The organism is Methylotuvimicrobium alcaliphilum 20Z, assembly GCF_000968535.2.
GTDB classification, from domain to species: domain Bacteria; phylum Pseudomonadota; class Gammaproteobacteria; order Methylococcales; family Methylomonadaceae; genus Methylotuvimicrobium; species Methylotuvimicrobium alcaliphilum.
Map to the genome: position 1 here is coordinate 1,290,755 of NC_016112.1, position 19,479 is coordinate 1,310,233.

Annotated in this window: 18 protein-coding genes; 10 read left to right on the forward strand and 8 right to left on the reverse strand. The window is 51.2% G+C overall.

Annotated features, from left to right (window positions below; all coding sequences use genetic code 11):
* Nucleotides 1–33: 33 nt before the first annotated feature.
* Complete coding sequence (gene bfr / locus MEALZ_RS05575; RefSeq protein WP_014147630.1) at nucleotides 34–501, forward strand: bacterioferritin; 468 nt, start codon at nucleotides 34–36, stop codon at nucleotides 499–501.
* 99 nt (nucleotides 502–600) lie between these two features.
* On the forward strand, nucleotides 601–933 hold the full coding sequence (locus MEALZ_RS05580) for an exosortase system-associated protein, TIGR04073 family (protein WP_014147631.1): 333 nt from the start codon (nucleotides 601–603) through the stop codon (nucleotides 931–933).
* A 125-nt stretch (nucleotides 934–1,058) separates the two neighbouring features.
* Here MEALZ_RS05580 and MEALZ_RS05585 read toward each other — a convergent pair whose 3' ends face one another.
* The 7 genes from MEALZ_RS05585 to MEALZ_RS05610 all read right to left on the reverse strand — a co-directional run bounded on the left by MEALZ_RS05585 (nucleotide 1,059) and on the right by MEALZ_RS05610 (nucleotide 6,692).
* The gene (locus tag MEALZ_RS05585; protein WP_014147632.1) at nucleotides 1,059–1,640 is read right to left on the reverse strand and encodes an LOG family protein; all 582 of its coding nucleotides are present in this window, start codon (nucleotides 1,638–1,640) and stop codon (nucleotides 1,059–1,061) included.
* Nucleotides 1,641–1,652: 12 nt separating this feature from the next.
* Nucleotides 1,653–2,222: a hypothetical protein gene (locus tag MEALZ_RS05590; RefSeq protein WP_014147633.1), complete on the reverse strand. Its 570-nt coding sequence runs from the start codon at nucleotides 2,220–2,222 to the stop codon at nucleotides 1,653–1,655.
* 61 nt (nucleotides 2,223–2,283) lie between these two features.
* The gene (locus MEALZ_RS23715) at nucleotides 2,284–2,412 is read right to left on the reverse strand and encodes an MFS transporter small subunit (RefSeq protein ID WP_269844360.1); all 129 of its coding nucleotides are present in this window, start codon (nucleotides 2,410–2,412) and stop codon (nucleotides 2,284–2,286) included.
* A 7-nt stretch (nucleotides 2,413–2,419) separates the two neighbouring features.
* Nucleotides 2,420–3,847: an L-lactate MFS transporter gene (locus tag MEALZ_RS05595; protein ID WP_014147634.1), complete on the reverse strand. Its 1,428-nt coding sequence runs from the start codon at nucleotides 3,845–3,847 to the stop codon at nucleotides 2,420–2,422.
* A 621-nt stretch (nucleotides 3,848–4,468) separates the two neighbouring features.
* Nucleotides 4,469–5,821, reverse strand: a complete 1,353-nt coding sequence (gene gorA, locus MEALZ_RS05600) for a glutathione-disulfide reductase (RefSeq protein WP_046061397.1) — start codon at nucleotides 5,819–5,821, stop codon at nucleotides 4,469–4,471.
* A 43-nt stretch (nucleotides 5,822–5,864) separates the two neighbouring features.
* Nucleotides 5,865–6,386 (reverse strand): peroxiredoxin, encoded by a 522-nt coding sequence (locus MEALZ_RS05605; protein ID WP_014147636.1) that lies wholly within the window; start codon nucleotides 6,384–6,386, stop codon nucleotides 5,865–5,867.
* Nucleotides 6,387–6,407: 21 nt separating this feature from the next.
* Entirely contained in the window at nucleotides 6,408–6,692 is a 285-nt protein-coding gene (locus MEALZ_RS05610) for an encapsulin-associated ferritin-like protein (RefSeq protein ID WP_014147637.1), read from the reverse strand.
* Nucleotides 6,693–6,890: 198 nt separating this feature from the next.
* Here MEALZ_RS05610 and MEALZ_RS05615 point away from each other — a divergent pair, with 198 nt between their 5' ends.
* The 6 genes from MEALZ_RS05615 to MEALZ_RS05640 all read left to right on the forward strand — a co-directional run bounded on the left by MEALZ_RS05615 (nucleotide 6,891) and on the right by MEALZ_RS05640 (nucleotide 16,778).
* Nucleotides 6,891–8,354, forward strand: coding sequence for a DUF3375 domain-containing protein (locus MEALZ_RS05615; RefSeq protein ID WP_014147638.1), 1,464 nt, complete (start codon nucleotides 6,891–6,893; stop codon nucleotides 8,352–8,354).
* A complete protein-coding gene (locus tag MEALZ_RS05620; RefSeq protein WP_014147639.1) occupies nucleotides 8,351–9,127 on the forward strand; it encodes a DUF4194 domain-containing protein in 777 nt (258 codons plus the stop codon). The genes MEALZ_RS05615 and MEALZ_RS05620 overlap by 4 nt, the downstream gene beginning before the upstream one ends.
* Entirely contained in the window at nucleotides 9,120–12,479 is a 3,360-nt protein-coding gene (locus tag MEALZ_RS05625) for an ATP-binding protein (RefSeq protein WP_014147640.1), read from the forward strand. The genes MEALZ_RS05620 and MEALZ_RS05625 overlap by 8 nt, the downstream gene beginning before the upstream one ends.
* 69 nt (nucleotides 12,480–12,548) lie before the next feature.
* The gene (locus MEALZ_RS05630) at nucleotides 12,549–13,331 is read left to right on the forward strand and encodes a hypothetical protein (RefSeq protein ID WP_046061012.1); all 783 of its coding nucleotides are present in this window, start codon (nucleotides 12,549–12,551) and stop codon (nucleotides 13,329–13,331) included.
* Entirely contained in the window at nucleotides 13,331–14,512 is a 1,182-nt protein-coding gene (locus MEALZ_RS05635) for a DUF3322 domain-containing protein (RefSeq protein ID WP_014147642.1), read from the forward strand. The genes MEALZ_RS05630 and MEALZ_RS05635 overlap by 1 nt, the downstream gene beginning before the upstream one ends.
* Nucleotides 14,513–15,155: 643 nt before the next feature.
* On the forward strand, nucleotides 15,156–16,778 hold the full coding sequence (locus MEALZ_RS05640; RefSeq protein ID WP_014147643.1) for a SulP family inorganic anion transporter: 1,623 nt from the start codon (nucleotides 15,156–15,158) through the stop codon (nucleotides 16,776–16,778).
* Between the two features lie 196 nt (nucleotides 16,779–16,974).
* On the opposite strand, the gene MEALZ_RS05645 is transcribed toward MEALZ_RS05640, so the two are convergent.
* Nucleotides 16,975–17,610: a helix-turn-helix transcriptional regulator gene (locus MEALZ_RS05645; protein ID WP_014147644.1), complete on the reverse strand. Its 636-nt coding sequence runs from the start codon at nucleotides 17,608–17,610 to the stop codon at nucleotides 16,975–16,977.
* A 348-nt stretch (nucleotides 17,611–17,958) separates the two neighbouring features.
* On the opposite strand from MEALZ_RS05645, the gene MEALZ_RS05650 reads away from it, so the two are divergent.
* Nucleotides 17,959–18,342: a group I truncated hemoglobin gene (locus tag MEALZ_RS05650; protein WP_014147645.1), complete on the forward strand. Its 384-nt coding sequence runs from the start codon at nucleotides 17,959–17,961 to the stop codon at nucleotides 18,340–18,342.
* Nucleotides 18,343–18,358: 16 nt separating this feature from the next.
* Nucleotides 18,359–19,345 (forward strand): 2Fe-2S iron-sulfur cluster-binding protein, encoded by a 987-nt coding sequence (locus MEALZ_RS05655; protein ID WP_014147646.1) that lies wholly within the window; start codon nucleotides 18,359–18,361, stop codon nucleotides 19,343–19,345.
* Nucleotides 19,346–19,479: the final 134 nt, after the last annotated feature.

Consider the following 19,479-nt stretch of genomic DNA (forward strand, 5'->3'; position numbering starts at 1 on the left):
CGGTTCAATGTGTTACGAATTAAGGAGCTACAGATGAAAGGTAATAGTCAAGTTATCGAGCGCTTGAACGAATTATTGGCCGGCGAATTGACGGCAATCGATCAATATTTTATTCATTCTCGTATGTATGAAAATTGGGGGTTCGGTAAACTCTACGAACGCATTGCTCATGAAGTGCAAGATGAGACTGCCCATGCCGACGCATTAATCAAGCGCATTTTATTTTTGGAAGGCACGCCGGATTTATCGAAGCGCGAGCCTCTAAAGGTAGGTGCGAATGTCTCGGATATGCTGAAAAACGATCTTGAATTGGAATTAAAGGTCATTGCCTCATTGCGGTCGGTCATCGCCTTTTGCGAATCGGCGCAAGATTATCAGACCCGAGAAATTTTGGAAGGCATGCTAAAGGACACAGAGGACGATCATACGCATTGGCTGGAACAGCAATTGGGGTTAATCGATAGAATCGGGTTGCAAAACTATTTGCAATCGCAACAATAATGTTGATTTCTCGCTGCAGTATTGGCCTGTTAAGGCTGAATTAACAATGCTGTTATTCAATAGGATTTATTTAATTTAAATGTTGTATAAGGAGGGGATATGAAAATTCCAAGGCAATATGTCATCGTTTTTTTCACAGTTTTTATGATGTTTTCTGCGCAATACGCGAATGCTTATTCCGCAGCCGACAAATCGTTGCGTGGATTAGCTGGGATGACGACCGGAGTGCTCGAGATTCCGGGGAACATGGTCAAGGAGAGCCAGGCTCAGGGTCCTGCAATCGGAATACCGATGGGATTGGCTATCGGCTTGGGCATGACGGTTACGCGTACCTTGGTGGGCGTTTATGAGTTTCTTTCCGCTCCGTTTCCATTGCCGGCCGGTTTTCGTCCAATTTTGAAACCCGAGTATCCTTGGGATTACTTCAAATAGTTTTTCTTACTAATCTGAGAGCAAGAAAGCCGTTTCAGTTTGCTTAGGAATATGCAAAAAATAACTTAACTGGAACCGTTGCTTTTTATTCTTAGACGGTTTTTCAATCAAAAGGGATGCAATCTTTACGTGGCCTCCCGGCCAAGCCATTGCTCGACCGACGGCGCTCGATAGGTTGAAAAGGCATCCAATAATTGTTTTGGATGCTTTTCAATCAACAGCATCGACCGGTCGACCGGTTTGACGAATTGTTCGTCAACGGCATGATCCAAAAATGAAACCAAGCCGTCGTAGTAGCCGTCGATATTGAGCAGGCCGCAGGGTTTTCGATGCAAGCCCAGTTGCGCCCAAGTCAGTATCTCAAATAATTCCTCCAGTGTACCTAGTCCGCCAGGCAAAGCGATAAAGCCGTCGGCAAGATCGGCCATCAATGCCTTTCGTTCATGCATTGATCCGACAATTTTCAAATCGGTTAGTCCGTAATGAGCGACTTCCTTATCCACTAAGTTTTGAGGAATCACGCCGATGACTTCTCCGTTTTGCGCCAATACGGCATCGGCAAGTTGTCCCATGACCCCGATATGGGCGCCGCCGTAAACCAAGCCGATGCCATGGAGCGCAAGTTCCTTCGCGAGAAGATGTGCGGCAAGAGTATATTCGGGTCGTTTTCCGGATCTTGACCCGCAGTAGACGCAAATTCTTTTCATTCGATTAGCTTTTTAAAATCCGCCCAAATCTTGAATCGCATCGATTACCATGCCCGTGCCGGTTGTAACCATTAAAATGTCCGATGCCACACGGACAAACCGGTGACCGGCGGGAGGAGGGCCGAGCTCCAAAGCGACAGCCGGCGGTAGATCATGGAAAACGACATTTCGTGGCAGTGGCCGGCCGACTTGCCATTTTTTGGCTTGACCCGGCGGCAGGCAACCGTTGTTTTTCTTTGCGAGCCCTGGAGGACAGTGACCTCTACGGAATTGTTCGGAGTAATAATCGCGGATTATAATGCGCTGCCGGTCGCCGAAATAATCACCCTGTCTGATGTCGGCTCCTCTGTCTTGACGGGACGAGCCGGCGCTATGGCGTTCAGTTCCGGATTGGCGCTTATCGCCACCGCCGCGCGGTTGATCGTGTTGACGTTTATCGCCCTTCTTGAAATTGTCTTTAGATTTCTGAGGTTTGCCGGAATCCTGCCAATCCGGTTTTTGCGCATAAGTCGTAGCCGGTACTAGGGTTGCTGCACTCAAAAGTATAATTAGCAGGATGGATTTAAATAAATGTCTTTTCATGTCGGGTTTCCTGGTGATCCGTGGGTTTATCAAATGCTCGGTTTCTTAACCCGAACTCAGGTTAATTAAATAAAACCATCGCTTTACGCAATGTCGACCAAACACCCCAAGCTAAAGGAATGGCGACATAAAGCCAGTATACTAGCAACAGAACCCATTGGCCGGGTTTAAAAGGTTTGCTGTTTTTCATCGGCGGCTCACGAAGCGGTTTTCGTTAATGTTGAAGGGTTCGTGTTCCGATATTCATCGAGCGGATAAGCGCCGTCCAGTTCGTCGAATTCATCGTGTTGCATATAATGCTTTTCATGTACCGGCTTGATCAATAAATTACATAAAAAGCCCAAGAGTAAAATTCCCGCCATGATATACATCGTGACGTTATAGGCATCGGTTTTTGCGATGCCCTGGGCGATCTGAAATTCTCGGATATAGTTGACTAAAACCGGGCCCAACACGCCGGCCGTCGACCAAGCGGTTAGAAGTCGGCCGTGAATGCCGCCGATATAACGCGTACCGAAAATATCGGCCAAATAAGCGGGAATCGATGAAAAGCCTCCGCCGTACATGCTCAAAATAACCGCGTAAAGTAGAATGAACAAGGCGATATTGCCGGCCATGCCGACCGAAGGAACAACCGCATAAAGCCCGGCGCCGACGGCAAAAAATACAAAATAAGTGCTCTTGCGCCCGATATAGTCGGACACGGTAGACCAGAAAAAACGTCCGCCCATGTTGAATAGACTTAACAAACCGACGAAACCGGCCGCGGCCGCCGGCGTGACGAGTCCCTTGAATATTTCCTGAATCATCACCGAAGCCTGCCCCAAAACGCCGATACCTGCCGTCACATTCAAACACAAAACCAGCCACAGCAAATAGAATTGCGGCGTTTTCAAGGCCTGATCGATATGGACATGGCGATGCGTGATCATCTTGTTACGCAGTACTGGCGGTTTCCAGCCTTCGGGTCGCCAATCTTCCGGCGGCGTGCGAATCGTCAATGCGCCGATCGTCATCGATAAGAAATATAAACCACCCATAACCGAAAATGTTTCGATCACGCCGACCGAAACGGTCGATTGGAAATAATCCATCAGCAATACCGACAACGGCGCGCCGATCATCGCGCCTCCGCCGAAACCCATGATCGCCATACCGGTCGCCATGCCGCGCCGGTCGGGAAACCATTTTATCAAGGTCGATACCGGCGAGACATAGCCCAAACCGAGACCGATGCCCCCGATGACGCCATAGCCTAAATACAGTAACCAGATTTGATGCAGAAAAACGCCGAATGCCGAAATCAAAAAACCGCCGCCGAAACAACACGCGGCCACGAACATCGTCAAGCGCGGCCCGACTTTTTCGAGCCACTTGCCGCCGAATGCGGCCGATATTCCCAGAAACACGATGGCCAGACTGAAAATCCAGCCCAGCTCGGTCAATTTCCAGTCGTCCGGCGAGGAAGCCGAACCGCCGATCACCCGAGTCAAAGGTTCGTTAAATACGCTGAATGCATAAGCTTGGCCGATGCACAAGTGCACCGACAAAGCGGCGGGCGGTACCAGCCAGCGGTTGTAGTCGGGAGAGGCGGTTATACGTTGTTTAGAAAAAAATCCGGGCATGAAAAACCTTTTTCATTTCAGTCTAGGCCTTTGGGTCTGTAAACCTGGCTTTAACATTCTTCGGTTATAAAATAATACTCATCGTAGATCAAAATTCGGCATCGGGGTGTCCGTCAAAGGACGCCGTGAATACACCCCTGTAGGCTCTATGCCAGTTCCATGCTGGCAAAGCCTTTGCCGCACGCCTCCTCAGGCACTGCCGAAATTTGAAGTACGAAAGGTATAGCTAAAAATAAATATCAAAGCACTGCTGGAGGTTGCAGGGCTATCGGTGAGGGACGAGTGACTTCGGTGGGCGCTATCTTATCGGAATCGGGCTGGATGTACTATGGATATGGTCGTAAATAACTTCCTTATTTCCGCTCATTCCCAAGCTCTTTGCTTGGGAATGCGGAACGAGAAGCTCTAGCTTCTCGAAACCGGTTAGCAAGAGCTTACATAGAAAAGGAGGGGGCTTTTATTAGCGATTACTATTAATCAAAAAGTAACCTGACCCCTTTTAGAACTCTTTTAGGGTCCCCTGAACGTTTTTTGAAAACGGCTCGACTCAACAGTGTCTTCATGCCCGCTTGTTGCCAAAGACTTACTAAAGAAGTTATTCATCGTTCTTAAATTCACGTTTCAGCCTACAGATTTACGCATCGTGACAAGTTCTTCGGCTGCAGTCGGATGAATACCGATCGTCGAGTCGAAGACGGCCTTGGTCGCGCCGGCCCGAATTGCGACTGCCATGCCTTGTATGATTTCTCCGGCTTCCGGCCCGACCATGTGGATGCCTAGGACCCGGTCGGTGCTTTTTCTGACGATCATTTTCATCATCGTTTTTTCATCGAAACCGGACAGCGTGTGTTTCATCGGCGTAAAAACCGATTTATAGATCTCGATATCGGAATATCGCTCCTTGGCTTCGGATTCGGTCAACCCCACAGTGCCGATATTCGGCTGGCTGAATACCGCCGTTGGGATATAGTCGTAATCGACCGAAGTGGGTTTATCGGTATAGAGAGTGTTGACCAGAGCCATTGCTTCGGCGGTTGCGACCGGTGTCAGGTTAAGTCCGCCGGTGACATCGCCCAGCGCGTATATCGACGGAATATTGCTTTGATATCGGTCGTCGACGACGATTTCCCCGTTCTCTGTCAGCGCAACGCCGAGTTCTGACAGTCCTAGTCCCGCAGTATTCGGGTTTCGTCCGGTCGCGTATAAAATCAGATCGGCTTCAACGATTTGGTTCCGGTCGGTATGGGCTTCATAGCCGCTTTCGGTTCGGGCGACCGATTTAATGTTGGTGTTGAGCAGAATATCGATGCCTTTTTTTCGCATTTCTTGATCGGCGAATGCTCTAACATCGTGATCGAATCCCCGCAGTATTTGTTCGCCCCGATAGCATAATTTCGTGTTAACGCCCATTCCGTGCATGATGCCGGCGAATTCGACGGCAATATAGCCGCCGCCGACGATTAATAGCCGCTTCGGGAGTTTATCCAATGCGAACATGTCATCGGAATTGACGACATGTTCGTTGCCCGGAAAATCGGGAATAAACGGCTTGCCGCCGGTCGCGATTAGAATGCGTTCGCTGCGGTATCGAGTTTCGCCGACTTGTACGGTATGAGCGTCAAGCAATGTCGCTCGGCCTTCGATCAGCGTTACGCCTGACTTGTCGAGCAAGCTGCCGTATATGCCTCGCAGCCGTTCCAATTCGCGATCCTTTTGCGACAACAAACGCGGCCAGTCGAAGCCGGGTTCGCTTAGCGACCAGCCGAAACCTTTAGCCGCTTCAAAATCCTCGCGAAAATGCGAGGCATAGACGAACAATTTCTTAGGCACGCAACCGACATTGACGCAGGTACCGCCCAGATGGCGGTCTTCGGCGATGGCGACGCGGATGCCGAGGTTGGCGGCCGTTCGTGCAGCTCGAACGCCTCCCGAACCCGCGCCGATGACAAAAAGCTCGAAATCGTAATCAGTCATTTGCATTTTCTTGGATAGATGGATAAGGGAGCGAATAGTTAAATTATGATTTTAAGTAATCGAGCATCGTGTCCGCGTCGCTAACCGTGAACGGGTCGTCCGGGCAATTGTCGGAAAAGCCGGGTTCGCTGAACAGTTTGACGATCTTGCCGTCTTCAACCAGCATCGAATAACGCCAAGAGCGATAGCCGAAGCCGAGATTTTCCTTTTTGACCAACATGCCCATCAGACGGGTAAAGTCGCCATTGCCGTCGGGCAGCATTTTGACATGCTCGATGCCTAAATGTTTACTCCACTGAAACATCGTAAAGGCATCGTTGACACTTAAACAATAAACATCATCGACGCCTTGATCGATGATGTCTTGGTATTTTGCTTCGTAACCGGGTAAATGTGTGCTCGAGCATGTCGGCGTATATGCGCCCGGTAGGGAGAACAGCACGACTTTTTTGCCTTTGAAAATGTCGTCGCTACTAACATCTTGCCATCGAAAAGGGTTGTCGCCGCCGATGCTTTCGTCTCGTACGCGGGTTTTGAAAACTATATTGGGAACGTTTGAAGTCATTTTGATTCTCCGCTGGGTTGATCAATGAGCGATCGGTTTATCGGTAAATAAATAATCGCGCAATTCGTTGTCGAATTTCGGGTCTTGTCGGCGTATCCATTCCAACAGCATCGCCGCGTGTTCCTTCTCCTCATCGCGGTTATGCGCGAGTATCGCTTTGAGGTCTTTATCCTTGCACGCATCGACGCGTTGGTTATACCAGTCGACCGCTTCCAGTTCCTCCATTAAAGAAGTAATCGCTCGATGCATATCGCGCGTTGCATCGGAGAGTTCTTCTATTGCTTCGTGATAACCTTCGTTTGCCATTTTGGAGCCTCGTCTACTGAATAAATGATTGTCGATTAGGTAGGGAATCTCACAATTCTATCTTCCTTCTCGGCTCATTGACAGTGTAACGCCGTTTTAATGCAATGGATAATAGATTGTCATTATCAAGGCGATTTATTACGTCGATACACGATATAATCCCCAGTTAAAATTTATTCCGCGCCTTAAAACTGATTCATGAGTTTCCTCGAACTAAACGCCCGATTTCGCCGATTGCACAAAGAGCATGCCGCCTGGCGTTTGTTGCGTTCGGACAATGCGCCGTTGATACTCGCTTTCGTGGCCGATTTGTTCGAAGAGGCCGACGAAATCGCGTTCGGCCGCGCCAAGATGGCACTCGATACCGAACTGGAGCATTGGCGCGAACAGGGCGTTATTGAAGTCGAGGTCAATGCCGCGACCTATTTGCGACAATGGATTCAAGCCGGTTGGCTGCGCGAGTTGGACGATCAATTGAGCAAAACCGATGCTTGCGAGGTCGCGCTGCGTTTCTGCCGGCAATTGGATCAGCGCGAGACCAACGCTACCGCGTCGCATTTGCGTATCGTGCAAGATGCGGTACGGGATCTATCGGTCGCGATCAGTCCCGACCCGGCCGAACGCATTCAATTGCTGGAATCGCGCAAGGCCGAAATTCAACGTGAACTCGACGAACTGGAGGCCGGTATCGTTCATGAATTATCGGATACCGAACAGCGCGAGCGGATTATCGAAATTTATCAATTGGCGGCGGTGTTGACCGGCGATTTTCGCCGTGTCGAAGACGAGATCCGGCAAATCGACCAGACCCTGCGCGTGCAAATGATCGAGTCCGGCGGTAGCCGAGGCGACGTGATTCTGAACCTGTTGGAGCAGGAGCAACTGCTGGCTGCAAGCGATGCAGGCCGGGCTTTCGACGGTTTCTTTCAATTATTGTGCGATCAAAATCGCAGTACCGAATTGCGCGAACAATTGAAAGCGATTTTAAGCCGTCCGGCCGCGAACAATCTCAGCGAGCAACAGGCCCGTTTTCTCGGCAAACTGATGCGCGAATTGAGCCGCGAAAGCGGACGGGTATTCCAAGTGCGGCGCCGTACCGAGGAAAATCTGCGGCAGTTCGTCGAAAGCGGAGCGGCCGGTGAAATGCGCGCCGTGGACCGATTGCTCGGCAAGTTGGAGCGCTTGGCGGTGTGTTTCAAGGAAGCCGATATTTCGATGCGTCACGAAACGAGCCTGAGACTCGACAGCGGACATGTCAAAATACAATCGCCTGACGCTTGGTGTCTGAAAATGCCCGAGGAACAGCTCGACACGCGCGATGTCCAAGAACACATCAATAACGCCACGCCCAGCGAGACCATGTTGCGTCAATTGCATGCGGTGCAGGTGCTGGCTGTCGCGGAAAAATTGCGCAAAACATTACGGGCCAGCCGAATTCCGCTCAGTATCGCGGGCCTGGTTGCGCGTCAGCCGATTCAGGCCGGTCTGGAAGAATTGATCGCATTTCTCAGGGTTGCGCGCGCGGTCGGCGCGACCGAATTGCAGGGCAGGGAGACAGTGGAAATCAAAGATAGAAACGGGCAGCGTCTCAAAGCGGAAATTCCGCATTATTTGCTCAGTGCCGAGCAATTTCCCGAACAACTTGAGGAGTTGATTTTGTGAGTTTTTTCGATAAACCGCTGGCCGGAAATTCTGCCGAACAGCCCGATCTGTTCGATTTGCTTCGCGGCCGAATCGAGCCGTCCGAGGTTTCAAACGCGCAGCAGACAGATGAATCCCTCGCGCTCGACGAGCAGTCTGAAGCCGGCGGCGAGACGGAAGCCGATTCCGGCCGATTGCCGTCCGAAGCGCGCCGTGCTTTAGTCGGGTTGCTGCGCCACGGCGTGATCATGGCCGACAATAAACGCCTGCAATTCGAGGCCTTGTGCCGCTACCGCGCGCCAATCGAAGCCCATCTGGCCGATATGTATCTGCGCCTGTTGCTGGATGAGCAAGCGGGACTGGCTATTTTACTGCAACAAGAAGCGGAAGAACTCGACGAGGACGATGAAATCAGTAGTCTGATCGTCAGGCGAACCTTAACTCTGTACGATACCTTATTGCTACTGGTGTTGCGCAAGCATTATCAAGAACGGCAAAACGCCGGCGAGCAGCGCGTCATTATCGATATCGACCGCGTCGATGTCGCGTTGCGGCCGTTTCTGCCGTTGACCAACAGCAGTCGCAGCGACCGGCGGCAGTTGAGCGGGGCGTTGAAAATCATGAAAGACCGGAAAATTTTGGCGGCGGTGCGCGGCGATGAAGAGCGTTTTGAAATCACGCCGGTGATTCGTTATGTCGTCAATGCTGCCTTTCTCGAGCAAATGCTCGAAGAATATCTGAAGCTGGCGACCGGCGCCAGCCTGAGCGAAGAACAGGAGGCTTCCGATGTCTGACGGGAAGAGCGCGCAAGTGCGCGATTTATTCGCTTGCGGTGCGATCCGGCTGCGAGAATTGTCGGTCTATAACTGGGGCTCGTTTCACGGTTTGCATACGGCCCGTATCGATCCCGGTGGTACCTTGATCACCGGCGACAACGGCGCCGGAAAATCGACTCTGGTGGACGGTTTGATGGCCTTGTTGCTGCCGGCCGGTAAGGCGACGTTTAATGTCGCGGCGGCTCAGGGCGACCGGAGCGACCGAAGTTTGATGAGCTATATTCGCGGCAGTTTCGGCAGCGCTCACGACGGCGGCCGAACTCGGATATTGAGCAAGCGCGAAGGTGCGGTCGTCACCGGACTTCGCGCCTTTTATCAGGCCGACGACGGTTCGCAAATAACGCTCGCGGCCTTGTTTTGGATGTCGCATGCCGGTAATGCCCTAGGCGATCTAAAGCGGGTTTATCTAGTCGCACGCCGTAATGTGACCCTGAAAGAATTGCTCGACGCCTTCGGTGACGGCGATCCGCGCGCGTTGAAACAGTTCTTACGCCAAGATCCTATGATTACCGCTTGCGACGACCGTTTTTCCGAATATCAGGAACGCTACCGGCGCTTGTTGCACATGGATAACCCGAATGCGCCGGCGTTATTGGCGAGGGCTTTGGGCCTGAAGAAAATCGACGATTTGACTTCATTGATCCGCGATCTGGTGCTCGAACCCAGCAATGTGCGCGACGATGCGCGTAAAGCGGTCGACGAATTCGCCGATCTGGTCGGCATTCACAAGCAGTTGCTCGACGCCCGTCAGCAGCGCGATGCCTTGGCGGATTTGCCCGGCGTGACCGAAGACTTGCAGCGCGCCGAACAGGATTTGCAAAAGCTGGATGCCGAATTGGACGGCCTGTCGGCTTGGTTCGGCGAACAATGCGCCGGGCTATGGCGGTTGCGTATCGAGACCATCGCTTCGGCGCTGCAGCAGGCCAAGGATCATCTCGAACGGCTGGAAATTCAAGTGAACGAAGCCGCGGAGCGCTCCGAGCAATGCCATGCCGATTATCTGCAAGCCGGCGGCGAGCGTATCGAATTCATCAAGAAAGACTTACAGGCCGCGGAAGCTAAACTGGCCGAGGTCAATCTCAAGGCTGCGCGTTACCAACGAGTCGCCGGTGAATTGCAATTGGACGGTAGGCTCGAAGAGGCGGTTTTTCAAGACAATCAGCGTCAGGCGCAACAGGCCCGAGAAGCCATCGCCAACGAAAAAACGCAAGTCCAGAACTATTTCGCCGCGGAGGCCGCCAAACTGAGTAATGCTCAGGAACAACAACGGCACTTGCAGGACGAAATCGGCGAAATCGAGGCGCGTCCCGATTCCAATATCGACGCCAAGTTTCAAATCCTGCGCGATGAAATGGCCGAAGCGCTCGGCTTGGATCGCGGCAAGCTGATGTTCATCGGCGAATTGCTGGACGTGCGCGAAGACGAGCGCGCTTGGCAGGGTGCGATAGAACGCGCGTTGGGCGGGCTGCGTACGACGCTGGCGGTGCCGGAAAGCGATTTTTCATTGGTCACGCGCTGGTTGAATCAACGTCACACCGGCTTGCATGTGCGCGTGCAAGTCGTTCGCGAGCTCGACCAGGCGCCGGAATTCAAAGTCGACGGCTATTTACGCAAACTAGCTTGGCGTGACCATCCCTATCGCGACTGGCTGAAACGGCACCTGGCGCGTTTCGATCTGCACTGCGTCGAGAGCACCGAACGGCTCGACCGGACGCCTTTTTCGATGACTCGGCAAGGCTTGATGCATATGGATCGCGGCCGCTTCGAGAAAAAAGATCAGCAGCGTATCGACGACCGCCGCGCCTGGCAATTGGGATTTTCCAACAAAAACCGGCTGGCTCTGTTGCGTCAGGATGTCGAACGCTTGAAACAAGAAATTCTCGCGTTCGACGAGGCGGTCGGCAAGGCTCGCGAAGCCATGAACGCGGTCGAACGGCGCGACCGGCAATGGAACGAGCTAAGTCAGTTCCGCTGGGCCGATATCGATGTGCCGTACTGGCAAAACCGCATCGTGGAGCATAAAAACGATATCGAGCAATTGGAACGGGCCGGCGGCGACCTGGCCGCCGCGAAGGCGAGGTGGGAAGCGTCGAAATCGGCATTGCAGGATTTGCAAAAACGAAAGGAAAGCCAAATCGGGCGCGTGAGCGCGATCGGCAAGGATCATGAAAACGCCGAAAAAAATAGACAACAAGCCTTGAAGCTGGCCGAAACCGGAGTGGCCGACGATTTGCGCGCGGCATTGCTGAAAAAAATAGGCGCGCTCAAGGACGCGCAACTGGAAGATTCCGCGAAAATCGAGGAACGTTATCGCCGCGATATGGAACAGCAACGCGGCGTCGTTCGCGCCCGTAAAGACCGGGCCAGCCGGTCGGCGGTCGGCATCATGACCGGTTTTCGCGCGAAATGGGAAATCATCGCCGCCGATTGGGGCGGGGACTTGGCGAGTCTGCAGGATTATCTGGCGCATTTAGCGCAACTGGAGCAAGAAGGCCTGCCGGCCTTGGTCGAAAAGTTTCGCGAACGCCTGAACCGACACGCGACGCAATCGCTAGCGGGGATACGCACACGAATCGAATCGGAGCGGGAAGACATCGACGAGCGCATCCAAACGATCAATCGGGTGCTGGAGCGGACCGAATTCCGGGCCGGAAGTTATTTGCAATTGGGCATGAAAAACGAGCAATACGAGCATGTGCAGCATTTCAATCGTCTGTTGAGCAAGGTCATGGAGCAATTGACCAGCGACGATCACGAAGCGCGTTTCGCCGGCTTGCAGCAGGTCATCGCCATTCTGGACAAGGCCAGTAATCCGGCTACGGCCAATACGCAGGAAAGTCTGCGTTTGCTCGACCCGCGTCATCAGTTGTCGTTTTATGCCGAGGAAATCGGCGCGGAAGACGGCAAGATTCGCGATGTGTTGATGTCGTCCAGCGGGAAATCCGGCGGGGAAAAAGAATCGTTCGCGGGCACCATCGTCGCGGCGAGTTTGGCCTATGTATTGACGCCGGACGGCAGCGATAGGCCGGTTTACAGCACCGTATTTCTCGACGAAGCCTTTTCGAATACGGCTGAAGCGGTTAGCCGCCGGGTGCTGCGTATCTTCAAGGAACTCCATATTCATGTCAATTTGATCACGCCTTACAAGAACCTGAATTTGGCGCGCGAGTCGGCTCGTTCTTTGTTGATTGCCGAACGCGACGGCGCGGCGCATGAGAGTAGTTTGTGCGAAGTCACTTGGCAAGAGATCGACGAGCGTTTGCGGCAACAGGCCGAAGCATTCGATGTGGTATTGACACCCGAAGCATAGGCGAGATGATTGAGTTGCTAAGGCTGATTGTTTAACATCGCCCATTTGTCCGGCAATTTCGTTATGACTATGAAAGCACCTATTGTATTAATCGGTATCGGAGAGTTAGGCGGCGAATTCGCTCGTGGTTTTTTACGCTGCGGACATCCGGTTTATCCGATTACCCGGCAAATGGCACTCTCTGACGCGGCTGATCAAATACCGACGCCGGGCCTCGTTTTGATCACAGTGCAAGAAAGCGAATTGGACGGGATATTGAAGGATCTTCCCGAGTCCTGGCGAGATAGAGTCGGATTCGTGCAAAACGAATTGTTGCCTCGTCATTGGCAACGGCACGGCATCGATAATCCGACCGTTGCGGTAGTCTGGTTTGAAAAGAAACCGGGGATGGCGTTGACCAATATTCTCTATACGCCGGTGTATGGCCCTCGTGCCGATGTCTTGATGCAGGCATTGGAGGCAATCGATATTCCCACGCGCTTGCTGAAAGATGAAGATCAATTGTTGTTCGAGCTTCTGCGTAAATCGCTTTATATCATGACCGTCAATATCTGCGGCTTGTCGTGCGGCGGTACGGTCGGAGATTTGTGGATGTGGCATCGCGAACTCGTCCGGGAAGTTGCTCTGGAAGCAGTCGCTATTCTGGAATGGCTGAGCGGTCGAGCGTTGTCTGCAGAAAAGCTGATTGCCGGCATGATCGAAGGCATCGAGGATTGTCCCGACAGAAATTGCCTCGGCCGTAGCGCTCGATTTCGCTTGGAGCGCGCTCTGCAGTATGCCGGGGGAGCCGGATTGGAGACGCCCAGGCTCAATGAAATTTATCGGCAAGTCAATCAGCAAAAGCGTAAGTAATGAATCGGTGGGGGTTGTTGCCGGATAATGTGCTGGAGCAGTTGCGAACTCGGGAATGGCTGAATACTGAGAACCTTCGCGGTCGATTGAGCGGCGACCGTCCTTTTCCTATCCGTATAGCGCTCAAAGCGCCAACCGGCGCTCAGGCCTTGGCCGATCTGGAGCATTTCCTGCGCTTTATCGAAAGCTGGAAGCGCTGGCCGAATCAGAGTCAAGTGGACTGGCAAATTAAAAAATTCCAGCAACTGGGCGAGCAAACGCTGCCCGTTGCGGTGCAAATCGAGTCGATGTCGGCGTTGATAGCCGTTTTGGGTTCGAAAGCCGAAGTCAGAAAACAGCGATGGGAGCAGTTGATGAGACCGCTGTTGAATCTGGATGCCCGTCTGTCTTCCGTTTTGATCAGGCAATTGTCCGTTCTGGAAAGCATGGCGCCGGATGATAGCGCGCTATTGGCGCAATTGTTGCCGCAGTTACGTCGGGGCATGGGGCAGGGCGCCTATTTGCGCGCTTTGCCGCTGAAGGGCGTCGATACCAAGTTCGTCGAGAATTATCAAGGACTGATCGAAGCCTTGGCGGATCGGCTTCATGAGGGCGAGGTGACTGAACAAGGCGGCTTGTCGAATTGGTTGGCTTGTATCGCCAATCCGAGCGGTTGGCTCCTGGTGCGTCCGCTGTGCCGGCAAAGCCGCGAACGACTGGCGGGTTTGCCGATCATGCAAATGGATACGCGGACGCTGCAAAACCATGTTTTGCCTGCCGGCCGCATTCTGGTCGTCGAAAATAAGCAAAGCGGTTATGCTTTGCCAAAACTGGACGACACCATCGCGGTATTCGGCGGCGGCAGAAATACCGCTTGGATGGATGCCGAGTGGCTCAAGCAGAAAAGTATCGCTTACTGGGGCGATATCGATAGCTGGGGCTTGACGATTTTGAGCGACGCGCGCCGGCGTCAACCGCATTTGCAGGCGCTGATGATGGATGAGGATACTCTGCTCGAGCATCGAAAGCGCATGGTCGAAGAAGAATGCCCTCAAGGCAAGCTGCCGGAATATCTGACCGAAGCAGAGCGGCAATTGTTCGAACGTTTGCAAAGTCGGTATTACGAAAAAACGCGGCTGGAACAAGAGCGCCTGGCGCCGGATTATATTCGGACGTGTTTGCTGGGTTGGCATAGTTTATGAGCAGGGATTATCCGGTTCCTGCGGTTCTTCTTGGAAACCATGCCTCGGCTGCTGAGGCAAGATCGGTATGTATTCCCTCGCACCTTGCCATTACATTAAGCCGTTACAGAATAAGTAATGCTGGCTTCAGGCTCGAACGTGCATCAAAAGCCTGCCATTCATGGCGCTGGATTCCGCCAGTCCATGGCGGAATGACGGTTTCCCTTAACTTAATGACAGTTATTACCACGCTGGAGCGGTGGGAACGAGAACTCTTACATGATTTTTCCTGATTAGCAAGATGCTTCAGCTTGCTGAAGCCAATTGTCCGAGCAGTGGCCAGTCGTAGCCACTTATGCGGGACGGGTTATTTAACCCGTCCCCAACGTTTCGGTTTGCCCTAAACATTTCGGCTAACTTCGGCCAAAGTCAAAACGTTTAGGACGGGGTTGCAAACCCCGTCCTGCTAGGGATATGCTGGTTTTTGGGCTTTAGCTGAAGAAACTTGCTAATCAGGTGATTTTTATAGCGAAATGCTTTTCTAGGTTTATAAGTCCTTGTGATCTATTTCTTAAATCATTATTAATCAAGTAGGTTTGTGAAGCCCGAGTTGGATTATTTATTGCTTGAGTTTTAAGGGTTAATTTTTTTTGTGTTGGGCTTTATGAAAAATTATTCTTTTGCGATGCTGAAAGGCGATATATTCGGCGGTTTGACGGCCGGTGTCGTTGCATTGCCGCTGGCGCTGGCATTTGGCGTCGCATCCGGTGCTGGTGCATTAGCCGGCCTTTATGGTGCGATTGCGTTAGGTTTGGTTGCCGCCGTTTTCGGCGGTACGCAATTACAGGTGAGTGGGCCGACGGGGCCGATGACGGTCGTTTTTGCTTCGGCTCTGACGACTTTCGGAGGGAGTTTCCAGTTGGCGTTGGCCGTTGTTTTGGTTGGCGGTTTGTTGCAAATCCTGTTCGGTTTGTTGAGGCTGGGTGGTTTAGTGCGGTTTATTCCTTATCCGGTGATTTCCGGCTTCATGAGCGGCGTCGGAATGATCATCATCATTCTGCAGATGGCGCCGTTTTTGGGCAGCGCGCCGGATTCCTCTACACTATCGGCCTTGTTTAATTTACCGTCAGTCATCGAATCGGTCCGGTTCGATTCGATGTTTTTGGGTTCGCTGACCTTGGCGATTGTTTTTTTGACGCCGATCAAAATCAGCCGCTTCATTCCTTCACCGTTGTTGGCGCTTTTTATTGGTACCCAACTGGCCGTGTTTGCGAGTCTTGAAACCGCCGTGATCGGCGATATCCCGGCCGGATTGCCTGATTTGCATTTTCCGTCTTTTAGTCTGGAACATTGGTCCTCGGTGTTTATGTTAGGGTTGACGTTGGCTTTGTTGGGCAGTATCGACAGCTTGTTGACTTCATTGGTAACCGATTCGATTACGCACACGCATCATAAGCCCAATCGAGAGTTGATTGCGCAAGGTTTGGGTAACATTTTGTGTGCTTTTATCGGCGGCTTGCCGGGTGCGGGAGCGACGATGCGCACCGTGGTCAATGTCAAGGCCGGCGGGCAAACGCGGCTGAGTTCGGTGATCCATGCTTTATTCCTATTGCTGTTATTGCTTGAACTCTCGCCGCTGGCTAGTCAAATTCCGTTACCGGTGCTTGCCGGTGTCTTGATCAAGGTCGGTTTTAATATCATCGATTACAGAATGTTCAAATTGGCGTCGAGCTCGACCCGTTCGGAATTGATGATCATGTTTTGTGTGTTGCTACTGACCGTGTTAGTAGATTTGGTCATTGGCGTGACGGTCGGCGTGATTTTGGCGATGGGGATGTTGACGTGGCGTTTGGCACAGCAAGCCGACATTAGTTTCGAGACCAATCATGATTATCATTTGACTGAAAAACCGGGGAGGGGCGTTAGAATTATGTCGATCAAGGGGCCGCTGTTTTTCGGTTCGACCAGTCATATGCTGGACCGAATCGAGGCGGTCGACAGCATTATGGATACCGAGGAGGTGTTACTCGACTGCCGGCGAGTGGATTTGATGGATCTGAGTGCTATCGTGATGCTAGATGAAGTCGTGCAATATCTGCAAGGTCGCTCGATGCTGGTTAGAGTCTTGGTCAAACCGGCACTGCGAGAACAATTGTTAAGTGCAAAGAGTTCGAGTTTTAATGAGCGAATTCTTTTTACGAGTCTACATGATGCGCTGGTGCCGGATGCGCAATTACAAAACCTTCATGAGCTCGATTCTATGGGAATTATGCAAGAAGATTATTGAGAGCGGACCGGACGAGGCTTTTTGCCCTAACTTCGGTTTCAAATTGATTTTCGGTATGTTGCTATTGGATTTCTTTGCCGCGGTTGTGAAAAGCAAGAAAACTCCCGCAGAGGCGCAAAGGCGCTGAGAATATAAAGATTTCAAACACTTTTAGGTTTCCACAAGCCAATGGATTTATGGGATTTAACAAACTCCATCAGCCGGACGTTTTGGATTTGATTAAAAATTTACAAGAGCAATCTCCGCGAGCCATGCAGGCGGTTTGTTCGATCGGTCGATCGAGCAATGTTGAAATCAAGGCGTGATCGAAATCGCAAAGGTCCGAAAATTGTTGAGCCAAGTCGTGGTAGACGCAATTGGATGCTTTAATGACTGGCTGACCGGTGTCGGTGTCGAGCGATGCGTGATAACCCAAGCTTTGCATGGTATTGATTAGCGCCACGATTTTCTCTTCGGGCTTTTTGTCGCTGAATTGAGCGGTCAGGGTATTGGCAAGCTTTACGCCGAGTCGCCACATAAACTGTCTAAAGGCTTCTTCAGACATTTCGGACTTGAGTTCCGATAACACTAGATTACCAAACCAAGAATATTGTTTCGGAAAATAATTGATGCCGCGCTCGGTCAAGACATAATTTCGGGAGGGTCGTCCGCCGGTACTTTTGAATATGTCTTTTTTGATCAACTGTTCTTGTTCAAGGCTGGATAGATGTTGTTGAACCGCATTTCTGGAAATATCCAACTGCTCGGCAATCTCATCGATACCCAGGCCTAATCTTGACTCGAGCAATAATTTCAATATTTGCTCGCGTCGAGTGCCGATTCCTTTTGTCAAAATAATCTCCTCCCCTTGAATAATCGTCTTTGCGCCAATTTATAAGCTATTTCAAATAACAAGCATAACATAGTAAAGCAAATATGTAACTTATGTAACATAAATATTGCAAAAGCATGGTATCGAGACTAAACTTGTTCTTGGTAACTATTCAGTCCCCCGGCAATTATCGTTCGCACGCTCTGCGTGGGAACGCCTGAGTACCGCTCCAGCGGTACGAGACGCTAGAGCGTCTTGGTCTTCATTCCCACGCCGGAGCGTGGGAACGATAGGGGTGTGAATAATTACTGTTCTTGAGCCTTTGGTGCTCAGCGATAGAAATATAAACATAAACAAAGGAAGATAACGATGAGTGAAGCTACACCTAATCAATCATTATTTGAACAAATCGGTGGAGAAGCGGCTGTTAATACGGCAGTCGACATTTTTTACCGTAAAGTATTAGCGGATCACCGAATCAATCGCTTTTTCGATAATGTCGACATGGAGCAACAGGCGGCGAAACAAAAAGCGTTTTTAACAATGGCATTCGGCGGGCCGAATAGTTACACCGGCGCCGATATGCGCAACGCACATGCTAGACTAGTCAAAATGGGCTTGGACGATTCGCATTTCGATGCCGTTATGGAACATTTAGGCGGAACATTGAAAGAATTGAACGTGCCTGATAATCTAATCGAGCAAGTCGCTGCGATTGCAGAAAGTACCCGCAACGATGTATTAGGCAGATAATAGGGAAGTTTTGACGATGGCCCTGAAAAAAATTATATTGGACGAGCATGAGACTATTTGCCATGAGGGTGAAACAGTTCTTGAAGCTTTATTGCGCGACAATGTCGATATTCCCTTTAGTTGCAAACAAGGCGCCTGCCAAAGTTGTATGGTGCGCAGTTTGGACGTTCCTCCCCCCGCTCATGCGCAAAAGGGCTTGAAGGATGTATTGTGTAAACAAAACCATTTTTTGGCTTGCTTATGCTATCCCGAACAGGACATGTCTCTTACCCTGGGCCATCAACCCGAATACTTCACCGAAGGTACGGTTACCGCAAAGGAATTACTCAATTCTGAGACTGTTTTATTAACGATACAGTGTAAGGACGCGCTGGATTATTATGCAGGGCAATTTGTCAATTTAAAACGTGCGGACGGTTTGATTCGGAGTTATTCGATCTCGAATAGCCGAAGACATGCCGAAAAACTGTCTTTTCATATTCGCCGTTTGGCGGGCGGAAAGTTCAGCGAATGGGTGCATCAGGAATTGAATGTCGGCGATACGATTTCCGTGTCCGACCCCCAGGGCCTTTGTTATTATTTGCCCGATAAAATGGAACAAAGCCTATTATTGATCGGTACCGGTAGCGGTTTAGCGCCTTTGGCGGGGATAATCCATGAAGCCTTGGAGGAGGGGCATAGCGGTCCTATCCATTTGTATCATGGCAGTCGAGATGTGGATGGACTCTATTGGATCGACGAGATGCGTGAACTCGCTGAAAAATACGAGAACTTTCACTATATGCCTTGCGTATCGAGAGGCGATGCACCGGAAGGCGTCGCGCAAGGCCGCGCTAACGATGTTGCAATGGCAAACATTCCCGACTTGAAAGGTTGGCGTGTTTATTTATGCGGGCATCCGGACATGGTAAATCAGGCAAAAAGAATGGCTTACTTAAACGGCGCTTCGCTACAAGATATTTATTCCGATGCATTTCATGTCGCATCGCCTACACTGGACTGATATATACCCGGGTTTTCGTAGGGTACGCATCGCGTACCTATTTCGAGGTTTGTTTTTTCTATTACGTTTGTCAATGGTTCGATGCCTCTCGTTGAGCCTTAGTACCCGTTCCTAAGCAAAAATAACCGAACCTC